Origin of the sequence: Phytopseudomonas daroniae, assembly GCF_004327285.1 — a bacterium.
GTDB lineage: Bacteria > Pseudomonadota > Gammaproteobacteria > Pseudomonadales > Pseudomonadaceae > Aquipseudomonas > Aquipseudomonas daroniae.
Genome location: NZ_QJUI01000001.1, coordinates 56,600 through 82,023 on the forward strand (window position 1 = coordinate 56,600; position 25,424 = coordinate 82,023).

General features: G+C 64.2%; 19 protein-coding genes. 15 read left to right on the forward strand and 4 right to left on the reverse strand.

From position 1 onward, the window contains the following. The first annotated feature begins 139 nt into the window (after window positions 1-139). From DNK06_RS00270 to DNK06_RS00280, 3 genes are all read left to right on the forward strand, one after another. Window positions 140-772 (forward strand): TRAP transporter small permease, encoded by a 633-nt coding sequence (locus tag DNK06_RS00270; protein WP_131178056.1) that lies wholly within the window; start codon window positions 140-142, stop codon window positions 770-772. After that, window positions 769-2,049: a C4-dicarboxylate TRAP transporter large permease protein DctM gene (gene dctM, locus DNK06_RS00275; RefSeq protein ID WP_131178057.1), complete on the forward strand. Its 1,281-nt coding sequence runs from the start codon at window positions 769-771 to the stop codon at window positions 2,047-2,049. Before DNK06_RS00270 ends, dctM begins: the two co-directional genes overlap by 4 nt. A 288-nt stretch (window positions 2,050-2,337) precedes the next feature. Then, the gene (locus DNK06_RS00280) at window positions 2,338-4,254 is read left to right on the forward strand and encodes a beta-ketoacyl synthase (RefSeq protein ID WP_131178058.1); all 1,917 of its coding nucleotides are present in this window, start codon (window positions 2,338-2,340) and stop codon (window positions 4,252-4,254) included. A gap of 24 nt (window positions 4,255-4,278) precedes the next feature. Here DNK06_RS00280 and cysQ read toward each other — a convergent pair whose 3' ends face one another. Both cysQ and nudE read right to left on the reverse strand, forming a co-directional pair. Beyond that, window positions 4,279-5,100 carry a 3'(2'),5'-bisphosphate nucleotidase CysQ gene (gene cysQ, locus DNK06_RS00285; protein ID WP_131178059.1) on the reverse strand — a complete coding sequence of 274 codons (822 nt, stop codon included), beginning with the start codon at window positions 5,098-5,100 and terminating at the stop codon, window positions 4,279-4,281. After that, window positions 5,097-5,663, reverse strand: a complete 567-nt coding sequence (nudE, locus tag DNK06_RS00290) for an ADP compounds hydrolase NudE (protein WP_131178060.1) — start codon at window positions 5,661-5,663, stop codon at window positions 5,097-5,099. Before nudE ends, cysQ begins: the two co-directional genes overlap by 4 nt. A 405-nt stretch (window positions 5,664-6,068) precedes the next feature. On the opposite strand from nudE, the gene yrfG reads away from it, so the two are divergent. The 9 genes from yrfG to urtE all read left to right on the forward strand — a co-directional run bounded on the left by yrfG (window position 6,069) and on the right by urtE (window position 19,337). Further along, window positions 6,069-6,728 (forward strand): GMP/IMP nucleotidase, encoded by a 660-nt coding sequence (gene yrfG, locus DNK06_RS00295; RefSeq protein ID WP_131178061.1) that lies wholly within the window; start codon window positions 6,069-6,071, stop codon window positions 6,726-6,728. A 348-nt stretch (window positions 6,729-7,076) separates the two neighbouring features. Next, entirely contained in the window at window positions 7,077-8,873 is a 1,797-nt protein-coding gene (atzF, locus tag DNK06_RS00300; protein WP_207389979.1) for an allophanate hydrolase, read from the forward strand. Window positions 8,874-9,068: 195 nt separating this feature from the next. Further along, on the forward strand, window positions 9,069-12,695 hold the full coding sequence (uca, locus tag DNK06_RS00305) for an urea carboxylase (RefSeq protein WP_131178063.1): 3,627 nt from the start codon (window positions 9,069-9,071) through the stop codon (window positions 12,693-12,695). Between the two features lies 1 nt (window position 12,696). Beyond that, window positions 12,697-13,419 carry a GntR family transcriptional regulator gene (locus tag DNK06_RS00310; RefSeq protein WP_131178064.1) on the forward strand — a complete coding sequence of 241 codons (723 nt, stop codon included), beginning with the start codon at window positions 12,697-12,699 and terminating at the stop codon, window positions 13,417-13,419. A 66-nt stretch (window positions 13,420-13,485) separates the two neighbouring features. Then, window positions 13,486-14,751, forward strand: a complete 1,266-nt coding sequence (gene urtA, locus DNK06_RS00315) for an urea ABC transporter substrate-binding protein (RefSeq protein WP_131178065.1) — start codon at window positions 13,486-13,488, stop codon at window positions 14,749-14,751. 134 nt (window positions 14,752-14,885) lie between these two features. Then, complete coding sequence (gene urtB / locus DNK06_RS00320; protein WP_131178066.1) at window positions 14,886-16,457, forward strand: urea ABC transporter permease subunit UrtB; 1,572 nt, start codon at window positions 14,886-14,888, stop codon at window positions 16,455-16,457. Between the two features lie 112 nt (window positions 16,458-16,569). After that, a complete protein-coding gene (gene urtC, locus DNK06_RS00325; RefSeq protein ID WP_131178067.1) occupies window positions 16,570-17,658 on the forward strand; it encodes an urea ABC transporter permease subunit UrtC in 1,089 nt (362 codons plus the stop codon). Beyond that, complete coding sequence (gene urtD / locus DNK06_RS00330) at window positions 17,655-18,494, forward strand: urea ABC transporter ATP-binding protein UrtD (RefSeq protein ID WP_131178068.1); 840 nt, start codon at window positions 17,655-17,657, stop codon at window positions 18,492-18,494. The genes urtC and urtD overlap by 4 nt, the downstream gene beginning before the upstream one ends. 144 nt (window positions 18,495-18,638) lie before the next feature. Beyond that, window positions 18,639-19,337, forward strand: coding sequence for an urea ABC transporter ATP-binding subunit UrtE (gene urtE, locus DNK06_RS00335; RefSeq protein WP_131178069.1), 699 nt, complete (start codon window positions 18,639-18,641; stop codon window positions 19,335-19,337). A gap of 259 nt (window positions 19,338-19,596) precedes the next feature. Here the strand turns inward: urtE and DNK06_RS00340 are convergent, their stop codons facing one another. Further along, window positions 19,597-20,388, reverse strand: a complete 792-nt coding sequence (locus tag DNK06_RS00340) for an aldolase (protein ID WP_131178070.1) — start codon at window positions 20,386-20,388, stop codon at window positions 19,597-19,599. A gap of 213 nt (window positions 20,389-20,601) precedes the next feature. On the opposite strand from DNK06_RS00340, the gene DNK06_RS00345 reads away from it, so the two are divergent. Beyond that, complete coding sequence (locus tag DNK06_RS00345; RefSeq protein WP_131178071.1) at window positions 20,602-21,927, forward strand: aspartate aminotransferase family protein; 1,326 nt, start codon at window positions 20,602-20,604, stop codon at window positions 21,925-21,927. Between the two features lie 177 nt (window positions 21,928-22,104). Here DNK06_RS00345 and pdxR read toward each other — a convergent pair whose 3' ends face one another. Then, window positions 22,105-23,592: a MocR-like pyridoxine biosynthesis transcription factor PdxR gene (pdxR, locus tag DNK06_RS00350; RefSeq protein ID WP_131178328.1), complete on the reverse strand. Its 1,488-nt coding sequence runs from the start codon at window positions 23,590-23,592 to the stop codon at window positions 22,105-22,107. Window positions 23,593-23,783: 191 nt separating this feature from the next. Here pdxR and DNK06_RS00355 point away from each other — a divergent pair, with 191 nt between their 5' ends. Beyond that, complete coding sequence (locus DNK06_RS00355; RefSeq protein ID WP_165493605.1) at window positions 23,784-24,683, forward strand: transporter substrate-binding domain-containing protein; 900 nt, start codon at window positions 23,784-23,786, stop codon at window positions 24,681-24,683. A gap of 94 nt (window positions 24,684-24,777) precedes the next feature. Beyond that, window positions 24,778-25,419, forward strand: a complete 642-nt coding sequence (locus tag DNK06_RS00360) for an amino acid ABC transporter permease (protein WP_131178072.1) — start codon at window positions 24,778-24,780, stop codon at window positions 25,417-25,419. Window positions 25,420-25,424: the final 5 nt, after the last annotated feature.

A 25,424-nucleotide genomic window follows, 5' to 3' on the forward strand; every position in this document is an offset into this window, starting at 1 on the left:
GGCGGCGACTCCAGAGCGGAGTCGCCGCCCGCTTTACCGATAACGACATTCATCGCATGGCTGCAGCTTCGCTGCCGAGCCCTGGGTGTCGCTGTCCCTTACGTCGCTTCGCGACCGCTCTATTGACGGAGATAATCCCATGCACGCTGTCGCTCGTGTCTGGAACCAGCTCGAGGAAGTAATGGTGGCATTCCTGCTTGCAGGCATGACCCTGGTCACCTTCTCGTACGTGATATTCAACAATCTCTACGGAATTTTCTATTCCCTGGGCGATGCGCTGCCCTTCGCCAACGATGCCATGTTCAGCATCGGCGACGGCATCCTCTATGTCGCCCAGGAAATGACCTGGAGCGTGGCCCTGACCAAGGCCATGTTCGGCTGGCTGATCTTCGTCGGCCTGGCCTGGGGCGTACGTATCGGCGCGCACATCGGCGTCGATCTGCTGGTGCGCCTGTTCAAGCCCTCCCTGCAAAAGGCCGTGGCGATCCTCGCGCTGGTCATCTGCCTGGCCTACTGCGTGCTGATGGCCTACTCCAGCGAGCAATGGGTCGCCACCCTGATGCGCGCCGGTATTGGCGCCGAGGATCTGGATCGTTTCGGCGTCCAGCAGTGGCACATCGTGATCATCGTGCCGATCGGTTTCACCCTGATGTTCCTGCGTTTCGCCCAGGTGCTGGTGCGTGTGATTCAGAACAAGCAACTGGGTTTTGGTGGCCACGGCGAAGTCGAAGACGCCATCAAACTTGCCGAAGAAACGGAGGCTAAACGATGACCATCGCATTTCTGTTCGTCGCCCTGTTCGCGCTGATGTTCATCGGCATTCCGGTGGCGATTTCCCTGGGTTTGTCCGGGGCCATGACCATCCTGCTCTTCAGCAACGACTCGGTGCGTTCGCTGGCGATCAAGCTGTTCGAGACCAGCGAGCACTACACGCTGCTGGCGATTCCGTTCTTCCTGCTCTCCGGCGCCTTCATGACCAGTGGCGGCGTGGCCCGCCGGCTGATCGATTTCGCCAACGCCTGCGTCGGTCACATCAAGGGTGGCCTGGCCATTGCCGCGATCCTGGCGTGCATGCTGTTCGCCGCCCTGAGCGGCTCGTCGCCGGCCACGGTGGCGGCGGTCGGTTCGATCGTCATCGCCGGCATGGTGCGCTCGGGTTACAAGAAGGAGTTCGCTGCCGGCATCGTCTGTAACGCCGGTACCCTGGGCATCCTGATTCCACCGTCGATCGTCATGGTGGTGTACGCAACGGCAACTGAAACGTCCGTAGGCAAGCTGTTCATGGCCGGTGTGGTGCCGGGCCTGCTGCTGGGCGTGTTCCTGATGGTCACCATCTACATCATCGCCCGCGTGAAGAACATGCCGTCGCTGCCGCGTGCCTCCTTCGCCGAGATCATGGTGGCCGGGCGCAAGGCTGGCTGGGGCCTGGCGCTGATCGTGATCATCCTCGGCGGCATCTACTCGGGCATGTTCACGCCGACCGAAGCCGCTGCAGTGGCCGCGGTGTACGCGGCCTTCGTGGCGATCTTCATCTACAAGGACATGACCGTTCGCGAATGCCCGAAGGTGTTCATCGAGGCCGGCAAGCTGAGCGTGGTGCTGATGTTCATCATCGCCAACGCCATGCTCTTCGCCCACGTGCTGACCACCGAGCAGATCCCGCAGTCGATCACCGCCTGGGTGGTGGAGCAGGGCTTCAGCCCGATCGAGTTCCTGATCGTGGTGAACATCGTGCTGCTGGTCGCCGGTACCTTCATGGAGCCGTCGGCGATCATCCTGATCCTCGCGCCGATCCTGTTCCCGATCGCCATGCAGTTGGGCATCGACCCGATCCACTTGGGCATCATCATGGTGGTGAACATGGAGATCGGCCTGATCACGCCGCCGACCGGGCTCAACCTGTTCGTCACCTCGGCGGTCACCGGCATGCCGCTGACCCGCGTGGTGCGCGCGGTGTCGCCATGGCTGCTGGTGATGCTGGCGTTCCTGATCCTGGTGACCTACGTGCCGTTCATTTCGCTGGGCCTGCCGAACTGGCTGGGCATGTGATCTGACGTTCGTTGCGTAAACGAAGAAGCCCGGCCTCAGTGCCGGGCTTCTTCATTTCTACCCATAGGGTCACTGGCGATAGCCATCCGGGTCGTGCCGCGATCGTCGATAACGGGTAACCTTGTATCAAGTCGTGACTTGTGGGTCATGGATCGCGTCAACATAGGCATCCGAATAGCCGTCATGGCGCCTTTCTTCGTCAGAATTGCGCGCCTCGCCTCGATCCGCTGACCCGGCACCCGCTCGATAATGGCGCGTGTCGATCTAATTAGTTGAAGGAGTGTCCGCGTGAAGTCTCGTTTGCCTGTGATCGTCGGTTTCGGTGGCTACAATGCCGCTGGCCGCAGCTCCTTCCATCACGGTTTCCGCCGCACGGTGATCGAATCGCTGGACGACCAGGCACGCCGCGAAACCCTCATCGGCCTGGCCGTGATGACCAAGCTGGTGCGCGTGGTCGACGGCGCCTATCAGAGCCACGATGGCGAGCCGTTGTCTGCCGCCGACATCGAGCATCGCTACGGCGAGAAGGTACTCGCTTCAACCCTGGTACGCCGCATCGAGAAACAGCACCTCGACCCCGACGCTGCACACTGGCACAAGAGCATCGCCCTGAATGGCGAAGGCGGCAGCCTGACGTTCGTCAGCAACCGCAAGCAGCTGCCGGAGCCGCTGCCGGCCAACTGGTTCGTCGAGGAACTGGATGGCAACGAAGTGCGCGTCACCCTGCATGACAGCTGCGAATTCAAGGTCGACAGCTACCGTGCCCTGCCGGTGAAATCCGCCGGCCAGCTGCCGACCGGCTTCGAGCCCGGAGAGCTGTATAACTCGCGCTTCCATCCGCGCGGCCTGCAGATGGCCGTGGTCGGTGTCACCGATGCCCTGCGCGCCACCGGCGTGCCGTGGCAGACCATCGTTGATCAGGTAGCGCCGGACGAAATCGCGGTATTCGCCGGCAGCATCATGAGCCAGCTCGACGAGAACGGTTTTGGCGGCCTGATGCAGTCACGCCTCAAGGGCCACCGCGTCAGCTCCAAGCAGTTGGCCCTGGGCCTGAACACCATGCCGGCGGACTTCATCAACGCCTACGTACTGGGCAGCGTTGGCACCACCGGCAGCGTCACCGGCGCCTGCGCCACTTTCCTCTACAACCTGCAGAAAGGCATCGAACAGATCAATGCCGGCAACGCGCGGGTGGTGATCGTTGGCAACAGCGAGGCGCCGATCAATGCCGAATGCATCGAGGGCTATGGCGCCATGGGCGCACTGGCCACCGAAGACGGTCTGCGCCTGATCGAAGGCAAGACCGAGCCGGCCCAGGCTGAAGTGGATTTCCGTCGCGCCAGCCGCCCATTCGGCGACAACTGCGGCTTCACCCTGTCGGAAGCCTGCCAGTTCGTGGTGCTGATGGACGATGAACTGGCCCTGCAACTGGGTGCCGACATCCACGGCGCCGCCACCGACGTGTTCATCAACGCCGACGGCTTCAAGAAATCCATTTCCGCGCCTGGCCCAGGCAACTACCTGACCGTCGCCAAAGCCGTGGCCAGCGCCGCGCAACTACTCGGCATCGACGCCGTGCGCCAGCGCAGCTTCGTGCATGCCCACGGCTCCAGCACCCCGGCCAACCGGGTGACCGAGTCCGAGCTGCTCAATCGCGTGGCTAGCGCCTTCGCCATAGACAGCTGGCCGGTGGCCGCGGTCAAGGCCTATGTCGGTCATTCCCTGGCCACCGCCAGCGGCGACCAGGTGATTTCGGCCCTGGGCACCTTCAAGTACGGCATCATTCCCGGCATCAAGACCATCGATGCGGTGGCGCCGGACGTACACCAGCAGCACCTGAGCATCAGCAAAGTCGATCGTCCGGATCAGCGCATGGATGTGTGCTTCATCAACTCCAAGGGCTTCGGCGGCAACAACGCCAGCGGCGTGATCCTCGCTCCCCACGTGGTCGAACGCATGCTGCGCAAGCGCCATGGCGAGGCCGCGTTCAGCGCCTACCAGCAGCGCCGTGAACAGACCCGCGCCACTGCACGTGCCTATGACGAGCAGGCCCTGAAAGGTCAGCTGGATATCATCTACAACTTCGGCAACGACCTGATCGACGACACGCAGATCGATATCGACAGCGAGCAGATCAAGGTACCGGGCTTCGCCCAGCCGCTGGTGTTCAAGCAGGATGACCGCTACCGCGACATGCTCGACTGACAGCAACGTCCGGAGGCGAAGCGTTTAGAGCAAGCGCTTCGCCTGCTCGACCAGCAGCTCGCGCCATTCGGCATCGGCTGGCAGCGCCAGAAAGAAGGGATTGAGCAGCGATTCGCGGGCGTCATAGCGCAGCGGCTCGCCTTGCAAGGTCAGCACCACACCACCAGCGCCCTCGAGTACACCCTGGGCAGCGGCAGTGTCCCACTGCGAGGTCGGTGCCAGGCGTGGATAGCAATCTGCACTGCCTTCGGCTAGCTGGCAAAACTTCAGCGAACTGCCAACGCTGATCCGCTCCAGCTCACCGAAACGTGCAGCCAGAGCCGTAAGCAGTTGCTCCTGCTCGACGCTGCCATGGCGGCGGCTGGCGACCACGGTCAGGCCGCTGGCCGGTGTTTCACGCACGGAAATCGACTGAAATTCGCCATTCGCGTCGACACGCCGGGCACCCAGCCCGGCGCCGCCGTAGTAGCAGACCCCGGTCGCGGGAATGCCAACCACACCGAAGACCACTTGACCACGCTCGATCAACGCCACGTTGACGGTGAACTCCTCGCTGTCGGCGATGAACTCCTTGGTGCCGTCGAGCGGGTCGACCAGCCACCAGCGTGTCCAGCCGGCGCGCTCCGCCAGAGAAATGTCCGCCGCTTCCTCGGACAGCACCGGAATGTTCGCATCGAGTGCCTGCAGGCCCTCATTCAGCACATGATGCGCGGCCAGGTCGGCAGCAGTCACTGGCGAAGCATCGGCCTTCTCGATAACCCGCACGCCCGTGCGCCAGTAGGGCAGGATCGCCGTGCCCGCCTGCTGCACCAGCGCCAATACGGCTGGCAGTAACGGGTGGCTCATCGGCTCAGCTCCCCACGCTGCTCCAGCAGGTCGCGCACCAGATACAGTGCGGCCAGGGCGCGCCCCTCGCTGAACTGCGGATGCTGAATCAGGCTGGACAGCTCGCGAAGACTGATCTTGTCGACCCGCAGCGGCTCCGGCTCGTCGCCGGGCAGGCTCTGCGGATACAGATCGCGGGCCAGTACCACCTGGATCTTCTGGCTCATGTAGCCAGGCGACAGGCTCAGCTCAGTCAGGTGCTCAAGCTTGCGAGCGCCGAAACCGGCCTCTTCCTGCAGTTCTCGGTTGGCCGCTGCGAGCACATCCTCGTCCGGCTCGATCAGCCCCTTGGGCAGGGACAATTCGTATTCGCCGGTGCCACCGCAATACTCCTCGACCAGCAGCACGTGCTCCTCGTCGGCCAGCGCCACGATCATCACCGCGCCATACCCGGTGCCGCGCCCCACCAGACGCTCGTAGGTGCGCTCGGCGCCATTGGCGAAGCGCAGCTGGAGCTCCTCGACGCGGAACAGGCGGCTACTGGCGACGATCTCTCGGGCGATGACGGTGGGCTTCTGACGCATGGGGCAAGTCCTGCTGCTGGGCTGACCGGAACGGTTATCATACCGCGGCTGCCTGGGGTCTGTTGACGTTTCACGCACGGCCGCGCCGGAGCCCGTTTTGCCGCGAGGCAAGGCACGAGCTGCGAAGTTTAGCTGGCTAAATGAGTCAGCGAGAAACGCAGCATCGCGGCAAAACGGGCCCGGCCCTTCGGGTTGCGCGGGAAATCTCGCCATGCGTCGTTGGAGGACTTGGCAAGGGAACAACCATTCCCTGCGTCCTCCGCCTAGCCTGGCGAGATTTCTCGCGGCAACGCGGCTTGCGCTGAAACGTCAACAGACCCTAGCTGTCTGCGCCCTAAAGTGCGCATTTGACGACCAGCATACGCTGCAAGCCTCAACCTCCCCTGCTCAGGAAGCTGCCCAGCCATGAACCTGCCCTGGCCCGAGATCGATACCGTACTGCTGGACATGGACGGCACCCTGCTCGACCTGCATTTCGACAACCACTTCTGGCTCGAACACCTGCCGCAGCGCTATGCCGAACACCATGGCGTCAGTCGCGCCCTGGCCGATGCGGAACTGCAGCCGTTGTTCATCAAGCACGCCGGCCAGCTGAACTGGTATTGCACGGACTTCTGGAGCCGTGAGCTGAACCTGTCGATCCGCGACCTCAAGCGCGAGGTCGCCGACCTGATCGCCCTGCGCCCGGACGCCGACACCTTCCTCGCCGCCATCCGTAAGGCCGGCAAGCAGGTGGTGATGATCACCAACGCCCACCGCGACTCGCTGTCGCTGAAAATGGAGCGCATCGAACTGGCGCCCTACTTCGACCGCCTGATCAGCTCCCACGACTACGGTTTCCCCAAGGAAGACGCACAGTTCTGGTTCGCCCTGCAGCAGGATCTGCCCTTCGACCCGGCGCGCAGCCTGTTCATCGACGATAACGTGCCGATCCTGCGCAGCGCCCAGCGGTTCGGCGTGAAACACTTGCTGGCGGTGCATGAGCCGGATAGCCGCAAAGGCGTGAAGGACACCGAAGAATTCGAGGCAGTGCGGGATTATCGAGCGCTGTTGAACGGGCTGTAGGTAGCAAGAGCAGCTGCTCAAAGGCGTAAGCAGACGTAGGGTGGATGACGCTCTTTTCATCCACCATTGCGATCGCTAGGTTGGTGGACGGATGAAGCGTCGTCCACCCTACGTCATGAAGCCCACCAAATCGAATGTCCGCTTGCGCCTTATTCCTGCCCCTTATCCCATCTCACACCACTTAAGCCGCTTCCGCACCAAAAGGCTTCACCTCGGCTCCGACACGGTGCAAGAACCGCTCAAAAATCCTTCACAAATAAATTAAATACATAAAAATCAATTACTTAAAAACTGGCACCGCTCTTGCTCTAGCAATTCCAACTTGGATACAAGATGGAATCTCAGAGCATGTCCAACGCCCCCATCGCCTTCACCCTCGCCGACTGGCAACAGGCTTACCGTGACGCCACGCAGCCAGCAGATCTGTTGCATAGCCTGCTCGCGCAACTGAGCCACGACGACAACGCCTGGATCAGCCTGGCCAGCGCTGCACAACTCGACGCCCAGTTGAACCACCTGCAGGCCCTGCTCGATCAGGCCGAAGGCCAACGGGACAAGCTGCCGCTGTACGGCGTGCCATTCGCCATCAAGGACAATATCGACGCCGCGGGCTGGCCGACCACCGCCGCCTGCCCGCAGTTCGCCTACAGCGCCGAGGCCGATGCCACGGTGGTCGCGCGTCTGCGGGCCGCTGGTGCCATCCTGATCGGCAAGACCAATCTCGACCAGTTCGCCACCGGCCTGGTCGGTACCCGCTCGCCCCATGGCGCCGTCAGCAACAGCTTCAACCCCGATTACGTCAGCGGCGGCTCCAGCTCCGGCTCGGCCAGCGTGGTCGCGCGCGGCCTGGTGCCGTTCTCTCTGGGTACCGACACGGCTGGCTCGGGCCGTGTACCGGCGGGCTTCAACAACATCGTCGGGCTCAAGCCGACCAAGGGCTGGTTACCGAACACCGGCCTGGTGCCGGCGTGCCGTACGGTCGATTGCATCTCGGTGTTCGCCCTCACGGTCAGCGACGCCGAAACCGTCGCCCGTCTCGCTGGCGGTTACGACACAAAGGACGCCTACTCACGCATCAACCCCAACAGCGCCCCCGTCGGCATGAAGTCCGCACCGACTTTCGCCGTGCCGGACAGCCTGGAGTTTTTCGGCGATACGCAGACCCAGGCGGTATTCGAGCAGGCGCTGGAAAAACTGCGTGCCCTGGGCGTCACCCTGCAGCCCATCGATTTCAGCCCGTTCCGTGAACTGGCCGAGCAGCTGTATTACGGCCCCTGGGTCGCCGAGCGCACCGTCGCGGTGGAGGGCGTGGCGCCGGAGCATCTCGACCCGGTGGTGCGTGGCATCGTCGACAACGGCCACAAGTACAGCGCCTGCGACGCCTACAAGGCCGAGTACCTGCGCGCTGAACTGAGCCGCAGGATCAACGATGCCCTGGCGGGCTTCGATGCGCTGGTGGTGCCCACCTCGCCAACCATCCGCAGCCTCGCCGAGATGCGCCAGGAGCCGGTGCTGTTCAACAGCCAGTTCGGCATCTACACCAACTTCACCAATCTCGCCGATCTCTGCGCCCTGGCCGTACCGGCTGGCCTGCGCGACGACGGCCTGCCCGCCGGCATCACCCTGCTCGCGCCAGCCTGGCATGACCTGGCTCTGGCGGCCTTCTGCAAACGCTGGCAAGCCAGCCTGGAGCTGCCGCTCGGCGCCACCGGCCGTGCCCTGCCGACGCAGACGCCTTCAAAAACGGTACCTGCCGGCAGCGTGCGGGTAGCGGTAGTGGGCGCGCACCTGACCGGTATGCCGCTGAACTTCCAGCTGACCACCCGCAACGCAGTGCTGGTCGAGCAGACCCTGACCTCTCCGGACTATCGCCTCTACGCCCTGGCCGGCACCGTGCCGCCCAAACCGGGGCTGGCGCGCAGTGCGGACGGCACCTCGATCATCGTCGAGCTGTGGGACATCCCCCTGGCGCGTTTCGGCGAGTTCGTCGCCGAGATCCCCGCGCCTCTGGGTATCGGCAACCTGACCCTGGCCGACGGGCGCAGCGTGAAGGGCTTCATCTGCGAGCCCTGGGCGCTGAGTGATGCCCGTGACATCACCTCTTTCGGTGGCTGGCGCGCCTTTATCGCCAGCACCAAGGCCTGAAGCCTTTTTCCTGCCGCCAATGAACACGCCGGTGGAAAACGCTTCGCGGTTTTCCACCCTACGACGAGGCAACGAACATGTTCCAGACCGTACTGATCGCCAATCGCGGTGACCAGCCGCGCAGCGGCGCAGCGACGAAGTCAAAGTGCCGGGCGGGCGTAGCCCGTCACGGCGATCTCGCCACGGAGAACCACCATGTTTGAAACAGTCCTGATCGCCAACCGCGGGGAGATCGCCGTCCGCGCTATCCGCACCCTCAAGCGCCTAGGCGTGAAGAGCGTGGCGGTGTATTCCGACGCCGACCGCAATGCCCAACATGTAAGTGATGCCGATGTGGCCGTGGCCCTGGGCGGTGACAAGGCCGCCGACAGCTACCTGCGTATCGACAAGATTCTCGCGGCGGCCAGGGAAACCGGCGCTCAGGCGATCTATCCCGGTTATGGCTTCCTCTCGGAAAGCGCCGAATTCGCCGAGGCCTGCGAAAGCGCCGGGATCGCCTTCGTCGGTCCGACGCCCACGCAGATCCGCGAGTTCGGCCTCAAGCACCGGGCTCGCGAGCTGGCCGGCGAAGCGCAGGTGCCGATGGCGCCCGGTACCGGCCTGCTGCAGGATCTCGACGAAGCCCTGGCCGCGGCCGAAGGCATCGGTTACCCGGTGATGCTCAAGACCACCGCGGGCGGTGGCGGTATCGGCCTGACCCGCTGCGCCGACGCCGTAGCCCTGGCCAGCGCCTATGACGGCGTCAAGCGCATGGGCGAGCAGTTCTTCAGCGATGCGGGCGTGTTCCTCGAACGCTTCGTCGATCAGGCGCGCCACGTCGAAGTGCAGATATTCGGCGATGGCAAAGGCCGCGTGGCCGCCCTGGGAGAACGCGACTGCTCGCTGCAGCGGCGCAACCAGAAGGTGGTCGAGGAGACCCCGGCACCGAACCTGCCACAGGCGACCCGCGAACGCCTGCATGCCGCCGCCGTCGAGCTGGGCGAGTCGGTGAGCTACCGCAGCGCCGGCACCGTGGAGTTCATCTACGACGCCGCCCGCGACGATTTCTACTTTCTCGAAGTGAACACCCGCCTGCAGGTCGAGCACCCGGTGACCGAGATGGTCACCGGCCTCGACCTCATCGAGTGCATGCTGCGTGTGGCCGCTGGCGACGAGCTGGATTGGCCCGCCCTGAGCCGAGCCCCCGAGGGCGCCGCCATCGAAGTGCGCATCTATGCCGAAGATCCGCTGAAGAACTTCCAGCCCAGCCCCGGCGTGCTGACCGACGTGCACTTCCCGGACGATGTGCGCGTCGACGGCTGGGTCAGCACCGGCAGCATCGTGTCGGCCTTCTACGACCCGATGATCGCCAAGCTGATCGTTCACGCCTCCACCCGCGACGAGGCCATCGCAAAGCTGCAGAAGGCGTTGGGCGAAACCCGTCTGCACGGTATCGCCAGCAACCTCGATTACCTGCGCCAGGTGGTCGCCGAGCCGCGCTTCCACGACGCGCAGATCTGGACACGCCTGCTCGACACCTTCAGCTATGCGGCCCAGGTGGTCGAAGTACTGGAGCCCGGTACCTACAGCAGCGTGCAGGATTTCCCCGGCCGTCTCGGTTACTGGGACATCGGCGTGCCGCCGTCCGGGCCGATGGACGATTACGCCTTCCGCCTGGCCAACCGCATCGTCGGCAACCACGAGAGCGCCGCCGGGCTGGAGTTCACCCTGCAGGGCCCGGGCCTGCGCTTCCATAGCGATGCGCTGATCGCCCTCGCCGGTGCTGACTGCCCCGCCGAGCTGGACGGTGAAAGCGTGCCCTACTGGACGCCGATCACCGTCAAGGCCGGCCAGGTGCTCAAGCTCGGCCGCGCGACCAGCGGCTGCCGCACCTATCTGGCGGTGCGCGGCGGCTTCGATGTGCCCCTGTACCTGGGCAGTCGCTCGACCTTCGCTCTCGGCCAGTTCGGCGGCCATGCCGGGCGTACCCTGCGTACCGCCGACATGCTGGCGATCTCCCAGGATCTGCCCGCCTGCACCACGCCGGCTCCGGTCAGCGAGCCACGGGCGCTGGATGCCAGCCTGATTCCCGAGTACGGCAGCACCTGGCACATCGGTGTGCTCTATGGTCCTCACGGTGCGCCGGATTTCTTCACCTTTGATGCGATCGAGCAGTTCTTCGCCGCCGACTGGCAGGTGCACTACAACTCCAACCGCCTGGGCGTGCGCCTGAGCGGGCCGAAGCCGAGCTGGACACGCGCCGACGGCGGCGAAGCCGGCCTGCATCCGTCCAACGTGCATGATTGCGAATACGCCATCGGCGCCATCAACTTCACCGGCGACTTCCCGGTGATCCTCACCAAGGACGGTCCGAGCCTGGGCGGCTTCGTCTGCCCGGTGACCATCGCCAAGGCCGAGTTGTGGAAGGTCGGCCAGGTCAAGCCGGGCGACACCTTGCGCTTTCACCCGATCAGCTTCGAGCAGGCTCAGGCGCTGGAACAGGCGCAACTGGGCAGCCTCGAACGGCTGAGCGCGGTCAGCGCCGTACAGCTGCCGGTGCCCAGTCTGCAGCCGGGCGACACCGTGTCGGCCAGCGTACTGGCGGAGCTGCCGGCCGATGGTAGCCGCCCGCGCGCGGTCTACCGGCAGGCCGGCGATGCCTACATCCTGCTGGAGTACGGCGACAACGTGCTCGACCTGGCGCTGCGCCTGCGCGTGCATCTGCTGATGGAAGCGCTCAAGGCGACACCACTCGCCGGCCTGGAAGAACTGGCGCCGGGTGTCCGCTCGCTGCAGTTGCGTTACGACAGCCGCGTACTGCACCAGCAGGCGCTGCTCGATCATCTGCTGCGTCTTGAGCGCGAGCTGGGCGACGTCAGCACGCTCAAGGTGCCGACCCGTATCGTCCACCTGCCCATGGCCTTCGAAGACAGTGCCACGCTCGCTGCCGTCACCCGTTACAGCGAGACCGTGCGCAGCCAGGCGCCCTGGCTGCCGAACAACGTCGATTTCATTCAGCGCACCAATGGCCTGGCCAGCCGCGAGGAAGTACGCGACATCCTCTTCGCGGCCAGCTACCTGATCCTCGGCCTCGGCGACGTCTACCTCGATGCGCCCTGCGCCGTGCCGCTCGACCCGCGCCACCGCCTGCTCAGCTCCAAGTACAACCCGGCACGTACCTACACTGCAGAAGGCACCGTGGGCATCGGCGGCATGTACATGTGCATCTACGGCATGGATTCGCCCGGCGGCTATCAGCTGGTCGGCCGCACCCTGCCGATCTGGAACAAGTTCGTGAAGAACGCCCAGTTCGCCAACGGTCAGCCCTGGCTGCTGCACTTCTTCGACCAGGTGAAGTTCTACCCGGTCAGCGAGGCCGAACTGGACGAGTTCCGCGATGCCTTCCGCGAAGGCCGTGCGCAGATCCGCATCGAGCAGAGTACCTTCGACTTCGCCGAATACCAGACCTTTCTGGCGGACAATGCCAGCAGCATCAACGACTTCCAGCAGCGCCAGAAACAGGCCTTCGATTCCGAAGTGCAACTGTGGCGCGACGATGATGCCGACAGCCACACCGCGCCAGCCGCCAGCGCCGAGGACGATGAAGCCGTTGACGGCCAGGTGGTCAGTGCCGACATGTGCGGCAGCGTGTGGAAGGTGCTGGTCGAGCCCGGCCAGTACATCGAGGCCGGCATGCCGTTGCTGGTGGTCGAGGCGATGAAGATGGAGCTGGCCGTGCTCGCACCGCTGGCGGGTACGGTCAAGGCGGTGCGCTGCCAGCCGGGCAAGGCGGTTACCCCGGGCGATGTGCTGCTGATCCTCGACCCGAGCGAGGCGGCCTGACATGCAACTGGTCGACCCGATCAAGCGTGGCAAGGAGCGCCCGGAGAACCTCGCCGAGCGCATCTACCAACAGCTCAAGGACGACATCTTCGAGTTTCGTCTGCTGCCGGGCGACCGTTTCAGCGAGGGCGAAGTGGCCGAGCGCATGGCCGCCAGCCGCACGCCGGTGCGCCAGGCGCTGTATCGCCTGGAGCGCGAGGGGTACCTGGAGGTGTATTTCCGCAGCGGCTGGCAGGTCAAGCCATTCGACTTCCACCATTTCGAGGAGCTTTACGACGTGCGCATCGTCCTCGAACTGGCGGCGGTCAAGCGCCTTTGTGATCGCAGCGCCGGCGAGACCCCCGAACCGCTGGAGGAGCTGCAGCGCATCTGGATGGTGCAGCCCGAGCAGCGCCTGGACGACGGCCGCGAGGTTTCGCGGCTGGACGAACGCTTCCACTGCCAGTTGGTGGAAGCCACCGGCAACCGCGAGATGGCCCGCCTGCACGGCGAAGTCAGCGAGAAGATCCGCATCATCCGCCGCCTCGACTTCACCAAGACGCCACGGGTGGAAGCCACCTACGAAGAGCACGCACGCATTCTCGGCGCGATCCTGTCGCGCCGTTGCGAAGAAGCACAGCTGTTGCTGAAGACCCATATCGAGGTCAGCAAGGCGGAAGTGCGCAAGATCACCCTGCACATGCTGCACAGCGCCCGCCAGCGGGCCGTGCAGGCACAGGGCTGATCCGATGTCCCTTGACCAACTGCCAATAACACAACCACTTAATTGTTAGTGAATGGAGATCGCCCTATGCAACGTCGCAGCCTGATCAAGGCCTTCACCCTCTCCGCATCCATCGCCGCCATGGGCCTGAGCTGGAGCATCCAGGCAGCCGAGACCATCAAGGTCGGCATCCTGCACTCGCTGTCCGGCACCATGGCCATTTCAGAAACATCGCTCAAAGACATGGCGCTGATGACCATCGACGAGATCAACGCCAAGGGCGGGGTGCTCGGCAAGCAGCTCGAGCCGGTGGTGGTCGACCCGGCCTCCAACTGGCCGCTGTTCGCCGAGCGTGGCCGCCAGTTGCTGACCCAGGACAAGGTCGCGGTGACCTTCGGCTGCTGGACCTCGGTATCGCGTAAATCGGTACTGCCGGTCTACGAGGAACTCAACGGCCTGCTGTTCTACCCGGTGCAGTACGAGGGCGAGGAAATGTCGCCGAACGTGTTCTACACCGGCGCCGCGCCGAACCAGCAGGCGATCCCGGCGGTGGAATACCTGCTCAGCGAAGACGGCGGCGCCGCCAAGCGCTTCTTCCTGCTTGGCACCGACTACGTCTACCCGCGCACCACCAACAAGATCCTGCGCGCCTTCCTGCACAGCAAGGGCGTTCAGGACAAGGACATCGAAGAGGTCTACACGCCGTTCGGCCACAGCGATTACCAGACCATCGTCGCCAACATCAAGAAGTTCTCCGCAGGCGGCAAGACCGCGGTGGTCTCCACCGTCAACGGTGACTCCAACGTGCCGTTCTACAAGGAACTGGCCAACCAGGGCATCGAAGCCACCGACGTACCGGTGGTGGCCTTCTCGGTAGGCGAAGAAGAACTGCGCGGCATCGACACCAAGCCGCTGGTCGGTCACCTGGCCGCGTGGAACTATTTCCAGTCGGTGGAGAATCCGGTCAACGAGCAGTTCGTCGCCAACTGGAAAGCCTACGCCAAGGCCAAGAAGCTGCCGAACGCCGATACCGTGGTCACCAACGACCCGATGGAAGCCACCTACGTGGGCCTGCACATGTGGGCCCAGGCGGTCGAAAAGGCCGGCACCACCGACGTCGACAAGGTGCGTGAGGCCATGGCCGGCCAGGAATTCGCCGCGCCGAGCGGTTTCACCCTGAAGATGGACGAGAAGAACCATCACCTGCACAAGCCGGTGATGATCGGCGAAGTCCAGGACGACGGTCAGTTCGAAGTGGTCTGGGAAACCGACGGCCCGGTTCGCGCCCAGCCGTGGAGCCCGTACATCGAAGGCAACGACAAGAAAGGCGACACCCCGGTGAAGTCGAACTGATCCACAGCGCTACCTATCGGTAGGAGCCCGCTTGCGGGCGATCGATCTTCAGAGCAACTCGCTATTGAAGACTGATCGCCGGCAAGCCAGCTCCTACAGTTCCCCGGTTCTGCCGGGCAACCTAGGACATCCCCATGCACAACACCTTTGTCCGACTCTTTCTCAGCCTGCTGCTCCTGCTGCCGTTCGCCGCTCAGGCCGGCGACGCCAACGACTTCGTTGCCGCCAGCCCAGCGCAGCAAGCCAAACTGCTGGAAAGCTGGGCCGCCGCACCCGACCCGGCGCGTCAGCCACTGATCGACGCCCTGCAGCAGGGCCGCGTGACCGCGGATAGCGACAAGACCGCCTTTATCGAAACCGAGGACGGTTACCAAGCCGCCGAAGGCGAAGCAACGCCAACCGACACTCCGCGCAAATTGCGCCTGAACAATCGCCTGCGTGGCCTGGTCGCCAACGCCCAGGCCAGCCACCAGTTGCTTGCCGAAGAGCCGGCGCTGCGCCTGAGCGCCGCGCGGCAACTGCAGAGGAGCGCTCAGCCAGCACAACTGCCGCTGCTGTCCCAGGTGCTCGCCGCCGAAGAGGAAAGCAGCGTACACGACGCCCTGACCCTGGCCCTGGCCAACCTGCAACTGGTCGACCCCAACCCGGCGGTACGCCTGGCTGCCGTGCGCCTGCTCGGTGAAACCGGCGAGCCGCTGGCGCGTACCCGCCTGGAGAACCTGCTGGAGCCCGGCGTGGAGAGTGACGCTGGGGTGCGCACCGCTGCGGAAACCAGCCTGGCCCAGGTCAAGCGCAAGCTGCTGGTCGGCGAACTGCTCGGCCAGGCCTTCAGCGGCATGAGCCTGGGCTCGATCCTGCTGCTCGCCGCCCTGGGGCTGGCCATCACCTTCGGCCTGCTCGGGGTGATCAACATGGCCCACGGCGAGATGCTGATGCTCGGCGCCTACTCCACCTACATGGTGCAGATCCTGTTCCAGCGCTTCGCCCCCGAGGCCCTGGCGCTGTACCCGCTGGTGGCGCTGCCGGTGGCGTTCTTCGTCACCGCCGCCATCGGCATGGCGCTGGAGCGCACGGTGATCCGCCACCTCTACGGCCGCCCGCTGGAAACCCTGCTGGCCACCTGGGGCATCAGCCTGATCCTGATCCAGCTGGTGCGCGTGCTGTTCGGTGCGCAGAACGTCGAGGTGGCCAACCCCTACTGGCTGTCCGGCGGCATCCAGGTGCTGCCCAACCTGGTGCTGCCGTACAACCGTATCGTCATCATCGGCTTCGCCCTGTTCGTCGTCGTGCTCACCTGGCTGCTGCTGAACAAGACCCGCCTCGGCCTGAACGTGCGCGCCGTCACCCAGAACCGCAATATGGCCGCCTGCTGCGGCGTGCCCACCGGCCGCGTGGACATGCTGGCCTTCGGCCTCGGCTCGGGCATCGCCGGCCTCGGCGGCGTGGCCCTCAGCCAGATCGGCAACGTCGGCCCCGACCTGGGCCAGAGCTACATCATCGATTCGTTCCTGGTGGTGGTGCTCGGCGGCGTCGGCCAACTGGCCGGCAGCGTGATGGCGGCCTTCGGCTTAGGGCTAGCCAACAAGATCCTCGAACCGCAGATCGGCGCCGTACTGGGCAAGATCCTCATCCTCGCGTTGATCATTCTGTTCATCCAGAAGCGTCCGCAAGGCTTGTTCGCCCTGAAAGGGAGGGTGATCGATTGAACCGGATCCTCGACCGCAACACCGTGGGAGCTGGCCAAGCCAGCGACTGCATCACCACCATCGTTCGCGCGCATGGCGCGCTCCCACAGGTCGGCTTACAGGGGATTCACCGATGAACGCCGCCAACCAAACGCTGCTGGCCCGCGCCAGCCATAAGCTCGGCCCGCAGGTCTGCATCGTCATCGGCCTGCTGGTGCTCGCCGTGCTGATCGCCATGCCGCTGCTGCACCTGCTGCCCGGCGACCACGCCCTGCACGTTTCGGCTTACACGCTGACCCTGGTCGGCAAGATCCTCTGCTACTGCATCGTCGCCCTGGCGCTCGATCTGGTCTGGGGTTACGCCGGCCTGCTGTCTCTCGGCCACGGGCTGTTCTTCGCCCTCGGCGGCTATGCCATGGGCATGTACCTGATGCGCGAAGCCGCCGGCGACGGCCTGCCAGCGTTCATGAGCTTCCTCGCCTGGACGGAGCTGCCCTGGTACTGGTACGGCACCGACAATTTCCTCTGGGCCATGTGCCTGGTGGTGCTGGCGCCAGGGCTGCTGGCATTGGTGTTCGGCTTCTTCGCCTTCCGCTCGCGGATCAAGGGCGTGTATTTCTCGATCATGACTCAGGCACTGACCTTCGCCGGCATGCTGCTGTTCTTCCGCAACGAGACCGGCTTCGGCGGCAACAACGGCTTCACCAACTTCCGCAGCATCCTCGGTTTCGAGATCACCGCGGCGAGCACCCGCGCCACCCTGTTCCTGGCCACCGTGGTGCTGTTGGTAGGCAGCCTGTACCTGGGTTGGCGCCTGGCGCGCAGCAAGTTCGGCCGGGTGCTGACCGCCCTGCGCGACGCCGAGAACCGACTGATGTTCTGCGGCTACGATCCGCGCGGCTACAAGCTGTTCATCTGGGTGCTTTCGGCAGTGCTCTGCGGCCTGGCCGGTGCGCTGTACGTGCCTCAGGTCGGCATCATCAACCCCAGCGAGATGGCGCCGACCCAATCCATCGAGGCCGCCGTGTGGGTGGCGCTCGGTGGGCGCGGCACACTGATCGGCCCGCTGCTCGGTGCCGGTCTGGTCAACGGCATGAAGAGCTGGTTCACCGTGGCCTTCCCCGAGTATTGGCTGTTCGCCCTCGGCGCGCTGTTCATCGTGGTCACCCTGTTCCTGCCCAAGGGCGTAATCGGCCTCATCAAGCGAGGGGATAAATCATGAGAATCGCCCCCATCCCGGAAGCGATGATCGATCCAGCCGGCAGCAGCCGCGATGCCATCGGCCTGGGCCAGAGTGCGGGCAGTGGCCTGAACGTGCGCCATGGCACCATCCTGACCCTGGAGGACATCAACGTCGCCTTCGACGGGTTCAAGGCGCTGACCGACCTGACGCTGTACATCGGCGTCGGCGAACTGCGCTGCATCATCGGCCCCAACGGCGCCGGCAAGACCACCCTGATGGACGTGATCACCGGCAAGACCCGGCCGAACAGTGGCGTCGCCTACTTCGGCGAAACCTTCGACCTGACCCAGATGAGCGAAGTCGAGATCGCCCAGGCCGGCATCGGTCGCAAGTTCCAGAAGCCAACGGTATTCGAGGCACTGAGCGTGTTCGAAAACCTGGAGCTGGCGCAGAAGACCAACAAGTCCGTGTGGGCCAGCCTGCGCGCCAGACTCAGCGGCGAGCAGCGCGACCGCATCGACGAGGTACTCGCCACCATCCGTCTCGACGCTTCACGCCAGCGCCCGGCAGGCCTGCTGTCCCACGGTCAGAAGCAGTTCCTCGAGATCGGCATGCTGCTGATGCAGGATCCGCAGTTGCTGCTGCTCGACGAGCCGGTCGCCGGGATGACCGACGCGGAAACCGAATTCACCGCCGAGCTGTTCAAGTCCCTGGCGCGCAAGCACTCGCTGATGGTGGTCGAGCACGATATGGGCTTCGTCGGCACCATCGCCGACCACGTCACCGTGCTGCACCAGGGCCGGGTATTGGCCGAAGGCTCGCTGGACAGCGTGCAGGCCAACGAACGGGTGATCGAGGTTTACCTGGGGCGCTGACGCGCCAGCTGGAAAATTGTAGGGTGGATGACGCTTTTTTCATCCACCAGGAATCCACACGGTGGATGGATAACGCGTCAGCTACGCGCCCCGCTCCACCCTACGCCCTTGCCGCTTTAGGCTTGCGGCTCAGAGGGGTAAGTCATGCTCCAAGTCGAAAAGTTGCATCAGTACTACGGCGGCAGCCATATCCTGCGCGGCCTGTCGTTCGAGGCCAGGGTGGGTGAAGTCACCTGCCTGCTCGGGCGCAACGGCGTAGGCAAGACCACCCTGCTCAAATGCCTGATGGGCCTGCTTCCATCCAAGGAAGGCCAAGTCAGTTGGGAAGGCAAACCGATCACCGGCTTCAAGCCGCACCAGCGGGTACACGCCGGCATCGCCTACGTGCCCCAGGGCCGCGAGATCTTCGGCCGCCTTACGGTGGAGGAAAATCTGCTGATGGGCCTGTCGCGCTTCCCCGCCAGCCAGGCCAAGGAAGTGCCGGCCTTCATCTACGAGCTGTTCCCGGTGCTGCTGGAGATGAAACACCGCCGCGGTGGCGACCTCTCCGGCGGCCAGCAGCAACAGCTGGCCATCGGCCGCGCCCTGGCCAGCCAGCCACGCCTGCTGATCCTCGACGAACCCACCGAAGGCATCCAGCCTTCGGTGATCAAGGAAATCGGCGTGGTGATCAAGAAGCTCGCCGCCCGTGGCGATATGGCCATCCTGCTGGTCGAGCAATTCTACGACTTCGCCGCCGAGCTGGCCGACCAGTACCTGGTGATGAGCCGCGGCGAGATCGTCCAGCAGGGCCGTGGCGAGACCATGGAGGCGGATGGCGTGCGCGGGTTGGTGGCGATCTAAGCCCCGCCATCATGTCGGCGTAAAGGCGAAAGAAGCCGGTCGGTGACCCGCGTTGAACCATGGATCACGGCCTTCGGCCCCGGATTACGCCTGCGGCTAATCCAGGCTACGTTCTACGGTCTTAAAGGCGCAAACGGCCGTTCGTAGGGTGGACGACGCTTCACCTACGCGGCCCGACCCGTCCACCGCTCTGCAATCGCGATGGTGGATGAAAAGAGCGTCATCCACCCTACGTCTGCTTGCGCCTTACAGCAGCCCTTCAATCGGTGAAATCCGGCTCCAGCCGGGCGATCTGGCGCTTGATGCTTTGCAGATGCAGATGGGCGCTCTCGGCATTGCCTTCGAGCATGATCCGACAGGCCTTGCGCGCCTGTTCATGGGGCACGGCTTTCAGGGGCCGGCCGCTGGCCATGGCCTTGAGCTGCACCTCGGCGGCACGCTCCAGGTAGTAGAGATCGTCCCAGGCTTCGGCGATGGAGGCACCCAGCACCAGCGGGCCGTGATTCTTCAGCATCAGCACATCCGCCTCGCCCACCGCGCTGGCAATACGCTCGCCCTCGGCATTGTTCAGTGCCAGGCCGTTGTAATGCTCGTCCACCCGCATGCGGTCATAGAATTTCAGAGCCGTCTGCCCCGCCCAGATAAACGGGTCGCCTTCGAGCATGCACAGCGCCGTGGCGTTGGGCATATGGGTGTGGAACGCCGCCTTGGCCCGCGGGTGCAGGCGATGCAGCTGCGCGTGGATGAAGAACGCCGTGGCTTCCGGTGTGCCCTCCCCGGCCACCACACGGCCGTGGAAATCGCAGATCAGCAGCGACGAGGCGGTCACCTCGGCGAAGGCCAGGCCATAGGGATTGACCAGGAACAGGTCGTCATGGCCGGGCACCACGAAGGAAAAGTGATTGCAGATCCCCTCGCCCATACCGAGCCGCGCGGCCATACGAAAACAGGCCGCCAGGTCGATACGCGCCTGACGGATCGCCGGGCTGTCCAGGCTGTCGGCGAGACGCCGGTCAAGTGGCGTGGCGTTGACCTCGAATGCATGTGCCATGGTGGTGATCTCCAAGTACGTAGATCACATCACCCTAGCAAGTTGCCCCAACGGCGCCAGGGACAGTTACCGGCGGTCGACGGGCCAGATAGCTGACTCAGCGACTCCAGGCATCTGGCACTACGGAAGCACATCGCTTTATTCCTATGGTGAGTGACCTGTCATACCACGCCGACCGCACGGCCGGCCCCACTTCGCACTCACGAGGTCGCCATGAGCAGCCCAACGCAGATCAGCAACGACTATGTCCACGCCCTGGATCGCCAGTACGTTTTCCACTCCTGGTCGACCCAGGGCGCGCTCAACCCGCTGGTGATCGCCGGTGGCGCCGGGTGCACCTTGTGGGACTACGATGGGCGCGAGTACCTGGACTTCAGCAGCCAGTTGGTCAACACCAATATCGGCCACCAGCATCCCCGGGTGATTGCCGCGATCAAGGCCCAGGCCGAGCAGTTGGTGACCATCGCCCCGGCTACCGCCAACCTGATGCGCGGCGAGGCGGCCAAGCGCATCCTTTCCCACGCACCGGCCAACTTCAGCAAGGTGTTCTTCACCAACGCCGGTGCCGACGCCAACGAAAACGCCATGCGCATGGCGCGTACCTACAGCGGTCGCGACAAGATCCTCTCGGCCTATCGCTCCTACCACGGCAGCACCGGCTCGGCGATCGTCGCCACCGGCGATCCGCGCCGGGTGCCCAACGAATTCGCCCGCGGCCATGTGCATTTCTTCAATCCGTACCTGTTTCGCAGCGAATTCAATGCAACCAGCGAGGAAGAGGAATGTGCCCGCGCGCTGCAGCACCTGCGCCGAGTCATCGAATGCGAAGGCCCGGCCTCGATCGCCGCGATTCTGCTGGAAACCATTCCCGGTACCGCCGGCATTCTGGTGCCGCCGAAAGGCTACATGCAGGGCGTACGCGCCCTGGCCGACGAGTTCGGCATTCTGGTGATTCTCGATGAAGTGATGGCCGGTTTCGGCCGCACCGGCAGCTGGCTGGCACTGGACAACTTCGAGGTGGTGCCGGATCTGATCACCTTCGCCAAGGGCGTCAATTCCGGCTATGTACCGGCTGGCGGGGTGATGATCTCCCAGCCCATCGCCGAGTACTTCGACAGCCACTTCTTCCCCGGCGGCCTGACCTACTCCGGTCACCCCCTGGCCATGGCGGCGATCGTCGCCACCCTCGACACCATGGCCGAGGAAGGCATGGTCGACAACGCCCGGCAGATAGGCCAGGAACTGCTCGGCCCGGGCCTCAAGGCACTTGCCGGCAAATACCCGCTGATCGGCGAGGCACGCGGCATCGGCCTGTTCCAGGCGCTGGAATTCGTCGCCGACCCGGTGAAGAAAACGCCACTGGCGGCGCCAATCATGGCGCAGATGAAGGCCGCGCTGCTGGATCGCGGGCTGCTGGCCTTCGTGGTGGAAAACCGCATCCACGTGGTGCCGCCGTGCATGGTCAACGCGGCCCAGGTGCAGCAGGCCCTGGCGATCTTCGACGAAGTGATCGGCGAGTTCAGCGCCAAGTACCTGTAACAGACGAAAACCGGATGGGCCGGACTGCGCAGCTTAGGCGCCGAGCACAGATCCCGTAGGGTGGGTTAGCGGCGCAGGGCTCTGTAAGCCCTGGCAACACGGTGATGGAGCGCCGCGTAACCCACGAGCGATATCCGTGGCGGTGCAGATCGTGGGTTATCACAGATTGCAGCGGCATCACTGCTCCTGCAGCACCTCATTGAGGATACGGATGCCCGGCTCGATCAGCGGCACGTCGATGGCGTGAAAGCCCATTCGGAAATAGCGCTGCGGCGGCTCTTCGTTGAAGAAGAACTGCGCGCCCGGCTCGATCAGCACACTCTGCTGAGCGGCTGCCCAGGCCAGCCTCTGGCTGTCGACGCCTGCTGGCGCGCTGAGCCAGAAGGCGCCTGCACCAGCGCTGCTGACATGCCGACAGCCATCCAGAATGCTATCCAGCGCGCCATGCAGCGCCTCGCGACGGCGCCCGTACTCCTCGCGAAAACGCCGCAGGTGCGCATCGTAATGCCCCTGGGCAAGAAACTGGGCGAGCATGCGCTGATTGTTCAGCGGCGGATGGCGATACATCAGCCGGCGCAAGGCACGCAATTCCTCCACCAGCTCGGCATCGGCGACCAGATAGCCCAGCCGCAACCCCGGTGAAAACGCCTTGGACAGGCTACTCATGTACACCACCCGACCGCTGCTGTCGCTGGCCTTGAGAGCCGGCTGCGCGTGGCTGTCGAAATTCAGCTCGGCGTCGTAGTCATCCTCGATGACGATCTGATCGTGCTGGCGGATCTGCTGCAGCAACTGGCTGCGCCGCGCTGCGCTCATGCTCACGCCGGTGGGCACTTGGTGGCCAGGCGTGACATAGAGATATTCGCAGTCGTTGAGGCGCTCGTCGACGCGCATGCCCTGCTCGTCGACATCCTGTAAATGGATGTCCGCACCCTGCAGGTCGAAAACGTTCCAGGCATCACCGAATCCCGGATTTTCCAGCGCCACGCGGGTGCCCTTGCTCATCAGCAGGGTCGCCAGCAGGTAGAGAGCGTTCTGCGAACCGAGGGTGATGAGGATTTCATCGGCGCCAGCCCAGATGCCGCGCTTGGGCAGTACCCGGGTACGCAGTTGCTCGATCAGCATGGCGTCGTCCTGGTCGTGGCTGTCACGCAGCCACTCCGGGTTGCGCTCGTTGCGCATGCTGCTACGCGACACCTCGCGCCAGCGCTCCAGGGGAAACAGGTCGGCAATCGGCTGGCCGTAAATGAAGGGGTAGGTGAAACGCCGCCAGTTGCTAGGGCGCAGCACGCCATGCCTCAAACTCGGCTGCATCTTGAAGCGACCGCTCCATCCTGGTGCGCCGACGGCGTGCGGATTGGCATCGCTATGGGCCGGCGCCAGACGTGCCAGGGCGACTTCGCGCTGGCTGCCGCAGTAGTCAGGGTGCAGGTAATAGCCGCTGCGCGGTCGGCTGACCAGATAGCCGTTGTCGAGCAGGCTTTCGTAGACCAGCGCCACGGTGTTGCGGGAAATCGACAGTTGCTGGGACAGACGTCGGCAGGACGGCAAGGCCTCGTCCTGGGGGAAGCCGCCCGCGAGGATGGCGGACACCAGTGACTCACGCAGCTGCTCCTGCAATCCGCGCTGCTGGTCGAAATCCAGATGGAAGAAGTGGTCGATCATGGTCACTGCCGCTCCATGCGATGTGCTCACCACGAAGCAATTAGTGAGCCATGGCCCCCGTTCCAGGCTGGCCAGGCGAATGCGCCAAACTGCACCTATTGCCCGAGGCATTGCGCTCTCTATGGTGAAAAACAGCCACCTGGCACGCCCATCGCAAGCCAATCGATATGTCGACCTCTGGAGCGCTCACCATGACCCACACCGGCAACCCAACCCCAACGAACGGATTCGCCCAATTGCGCAAACTGGCGCTCGCAGGTCTGGCAGGTTGCCTGCTGGCCAATAGCATGATCGTCCACGCCGATATCGCCGACGTGGAAAAGCGCGGCTACCTGAGCGTGGCCACCGAGGACGACTACGCGCCGTTCAATTACATCGTCGACGGCAAGCCCGAGGGTTTCCACAAGGAGCTGCTGGAAGACCTCAAGGCCTACGCCAAGGAAAAAGGCTTCGACGTACGCCAGGAAATCCTGCCCTGGACAGGTCTGCTCGCCTCGGTATCTTCCGGTCAGTACGACATGGCCTTCACCGGCGCGCTGGTCACCGATGACCGCCTGCGCGTATTCAACTTCGCCCCGCCATTCGCTTCGGCCCAGCACTTCTACGTCAAGCGTGCCGGGGACGACCGCCTTGGTGACATCGCCAGCCTGTGTGGCAAGACCGCCGGTCTGCAGGCCGGCAGCGCCCTGCTCGCACGCCTGCCGGAGCTGAAGAAAATGATGGCCGATGCCGACTGCAAGATCGGCGAAGTGGTCGAGTACCAGTCCTATCCGGAAGCCTATGCGGATCTCGCCAACGGCCGCCTGGACTACGTGATCAACGCGCTGATCTCGGTCAACGACCTGGTCAAGACCCGCGGCGATACCTTCGCCAAGGGCATCGCGGTATCCGGCGACGGTTTCGCCGCCTGGCCGGTGCCGAAGAAGAGCCCCGAACTGTTGAAGCTGGTCACCGGCTTCATGGATCAGATCCGCGACAGCGGCCGTCTGGCCGAGCTGCAGACCAAGTGGTTCGGCGAGTCCTTCCCGGCCATGCCCAAGGAACCGATTACCGATGTCGAGCAGTTCCACACCCTGGCCGGCATGAAGTAATCCCGGCGCGTCACGGCAGACAACGAGCAGGCGCGGGGATTGCCAACCCCGCCTGACTCGCTCGCCTCATTTATCTCGCCCCAAAGGAGCCGCCATGAACGGACAAGCCTGGCTATTGCTGCTAGAGGGCGCCTGGACGACCCTGTGGATATCCGGCATCGCCATTGCCATCGGCGTGCTCACCGGGCTCGGCATCGCCTTGCTGCGCATGGCACGCATCCCCTTCCTGGAACAGCTGCTGATCCTCTACACCAGCCTGGCCCGCGCCACACCGCTGGTGACCCTGGTGCTGTTCATCTTCCTTTCCGCACCGATGTTCGGCGTCAACCTCGATCGCAACACCGCAGCCATCCTCGCCCTGACGCTCAATACCACCGCCTTCAACGCGGAGATCTGGCGCTCGGCATTCATCAGTTTCTCCCGCGACCAGAAGGAAGCGGCACTGGCCTGCGGCATGACCCAGGGCGTGTTCTTCCGCCGCATCATGCTGCCGCAGATGCTCACCAGCAGCCTGCCCGGCCTGGTCAACGAAATGTCCTTCCTGATCAAGGGCAGCCCGGCCATCGCCATCATCGGCATCGTCGACCTGACGCGGGTGACCAACCGCATCGCCGCCGTCACCTACGACCCACTGCCGCCGATTCTCGCTGCCGCGCTGCTGTACATGCTGATCATCGGCGTACTGCTCAAGCTGCAAGCGATTGCCGAGAAGAAAGCCAACCGGCTGGCCATGTAAGGAAA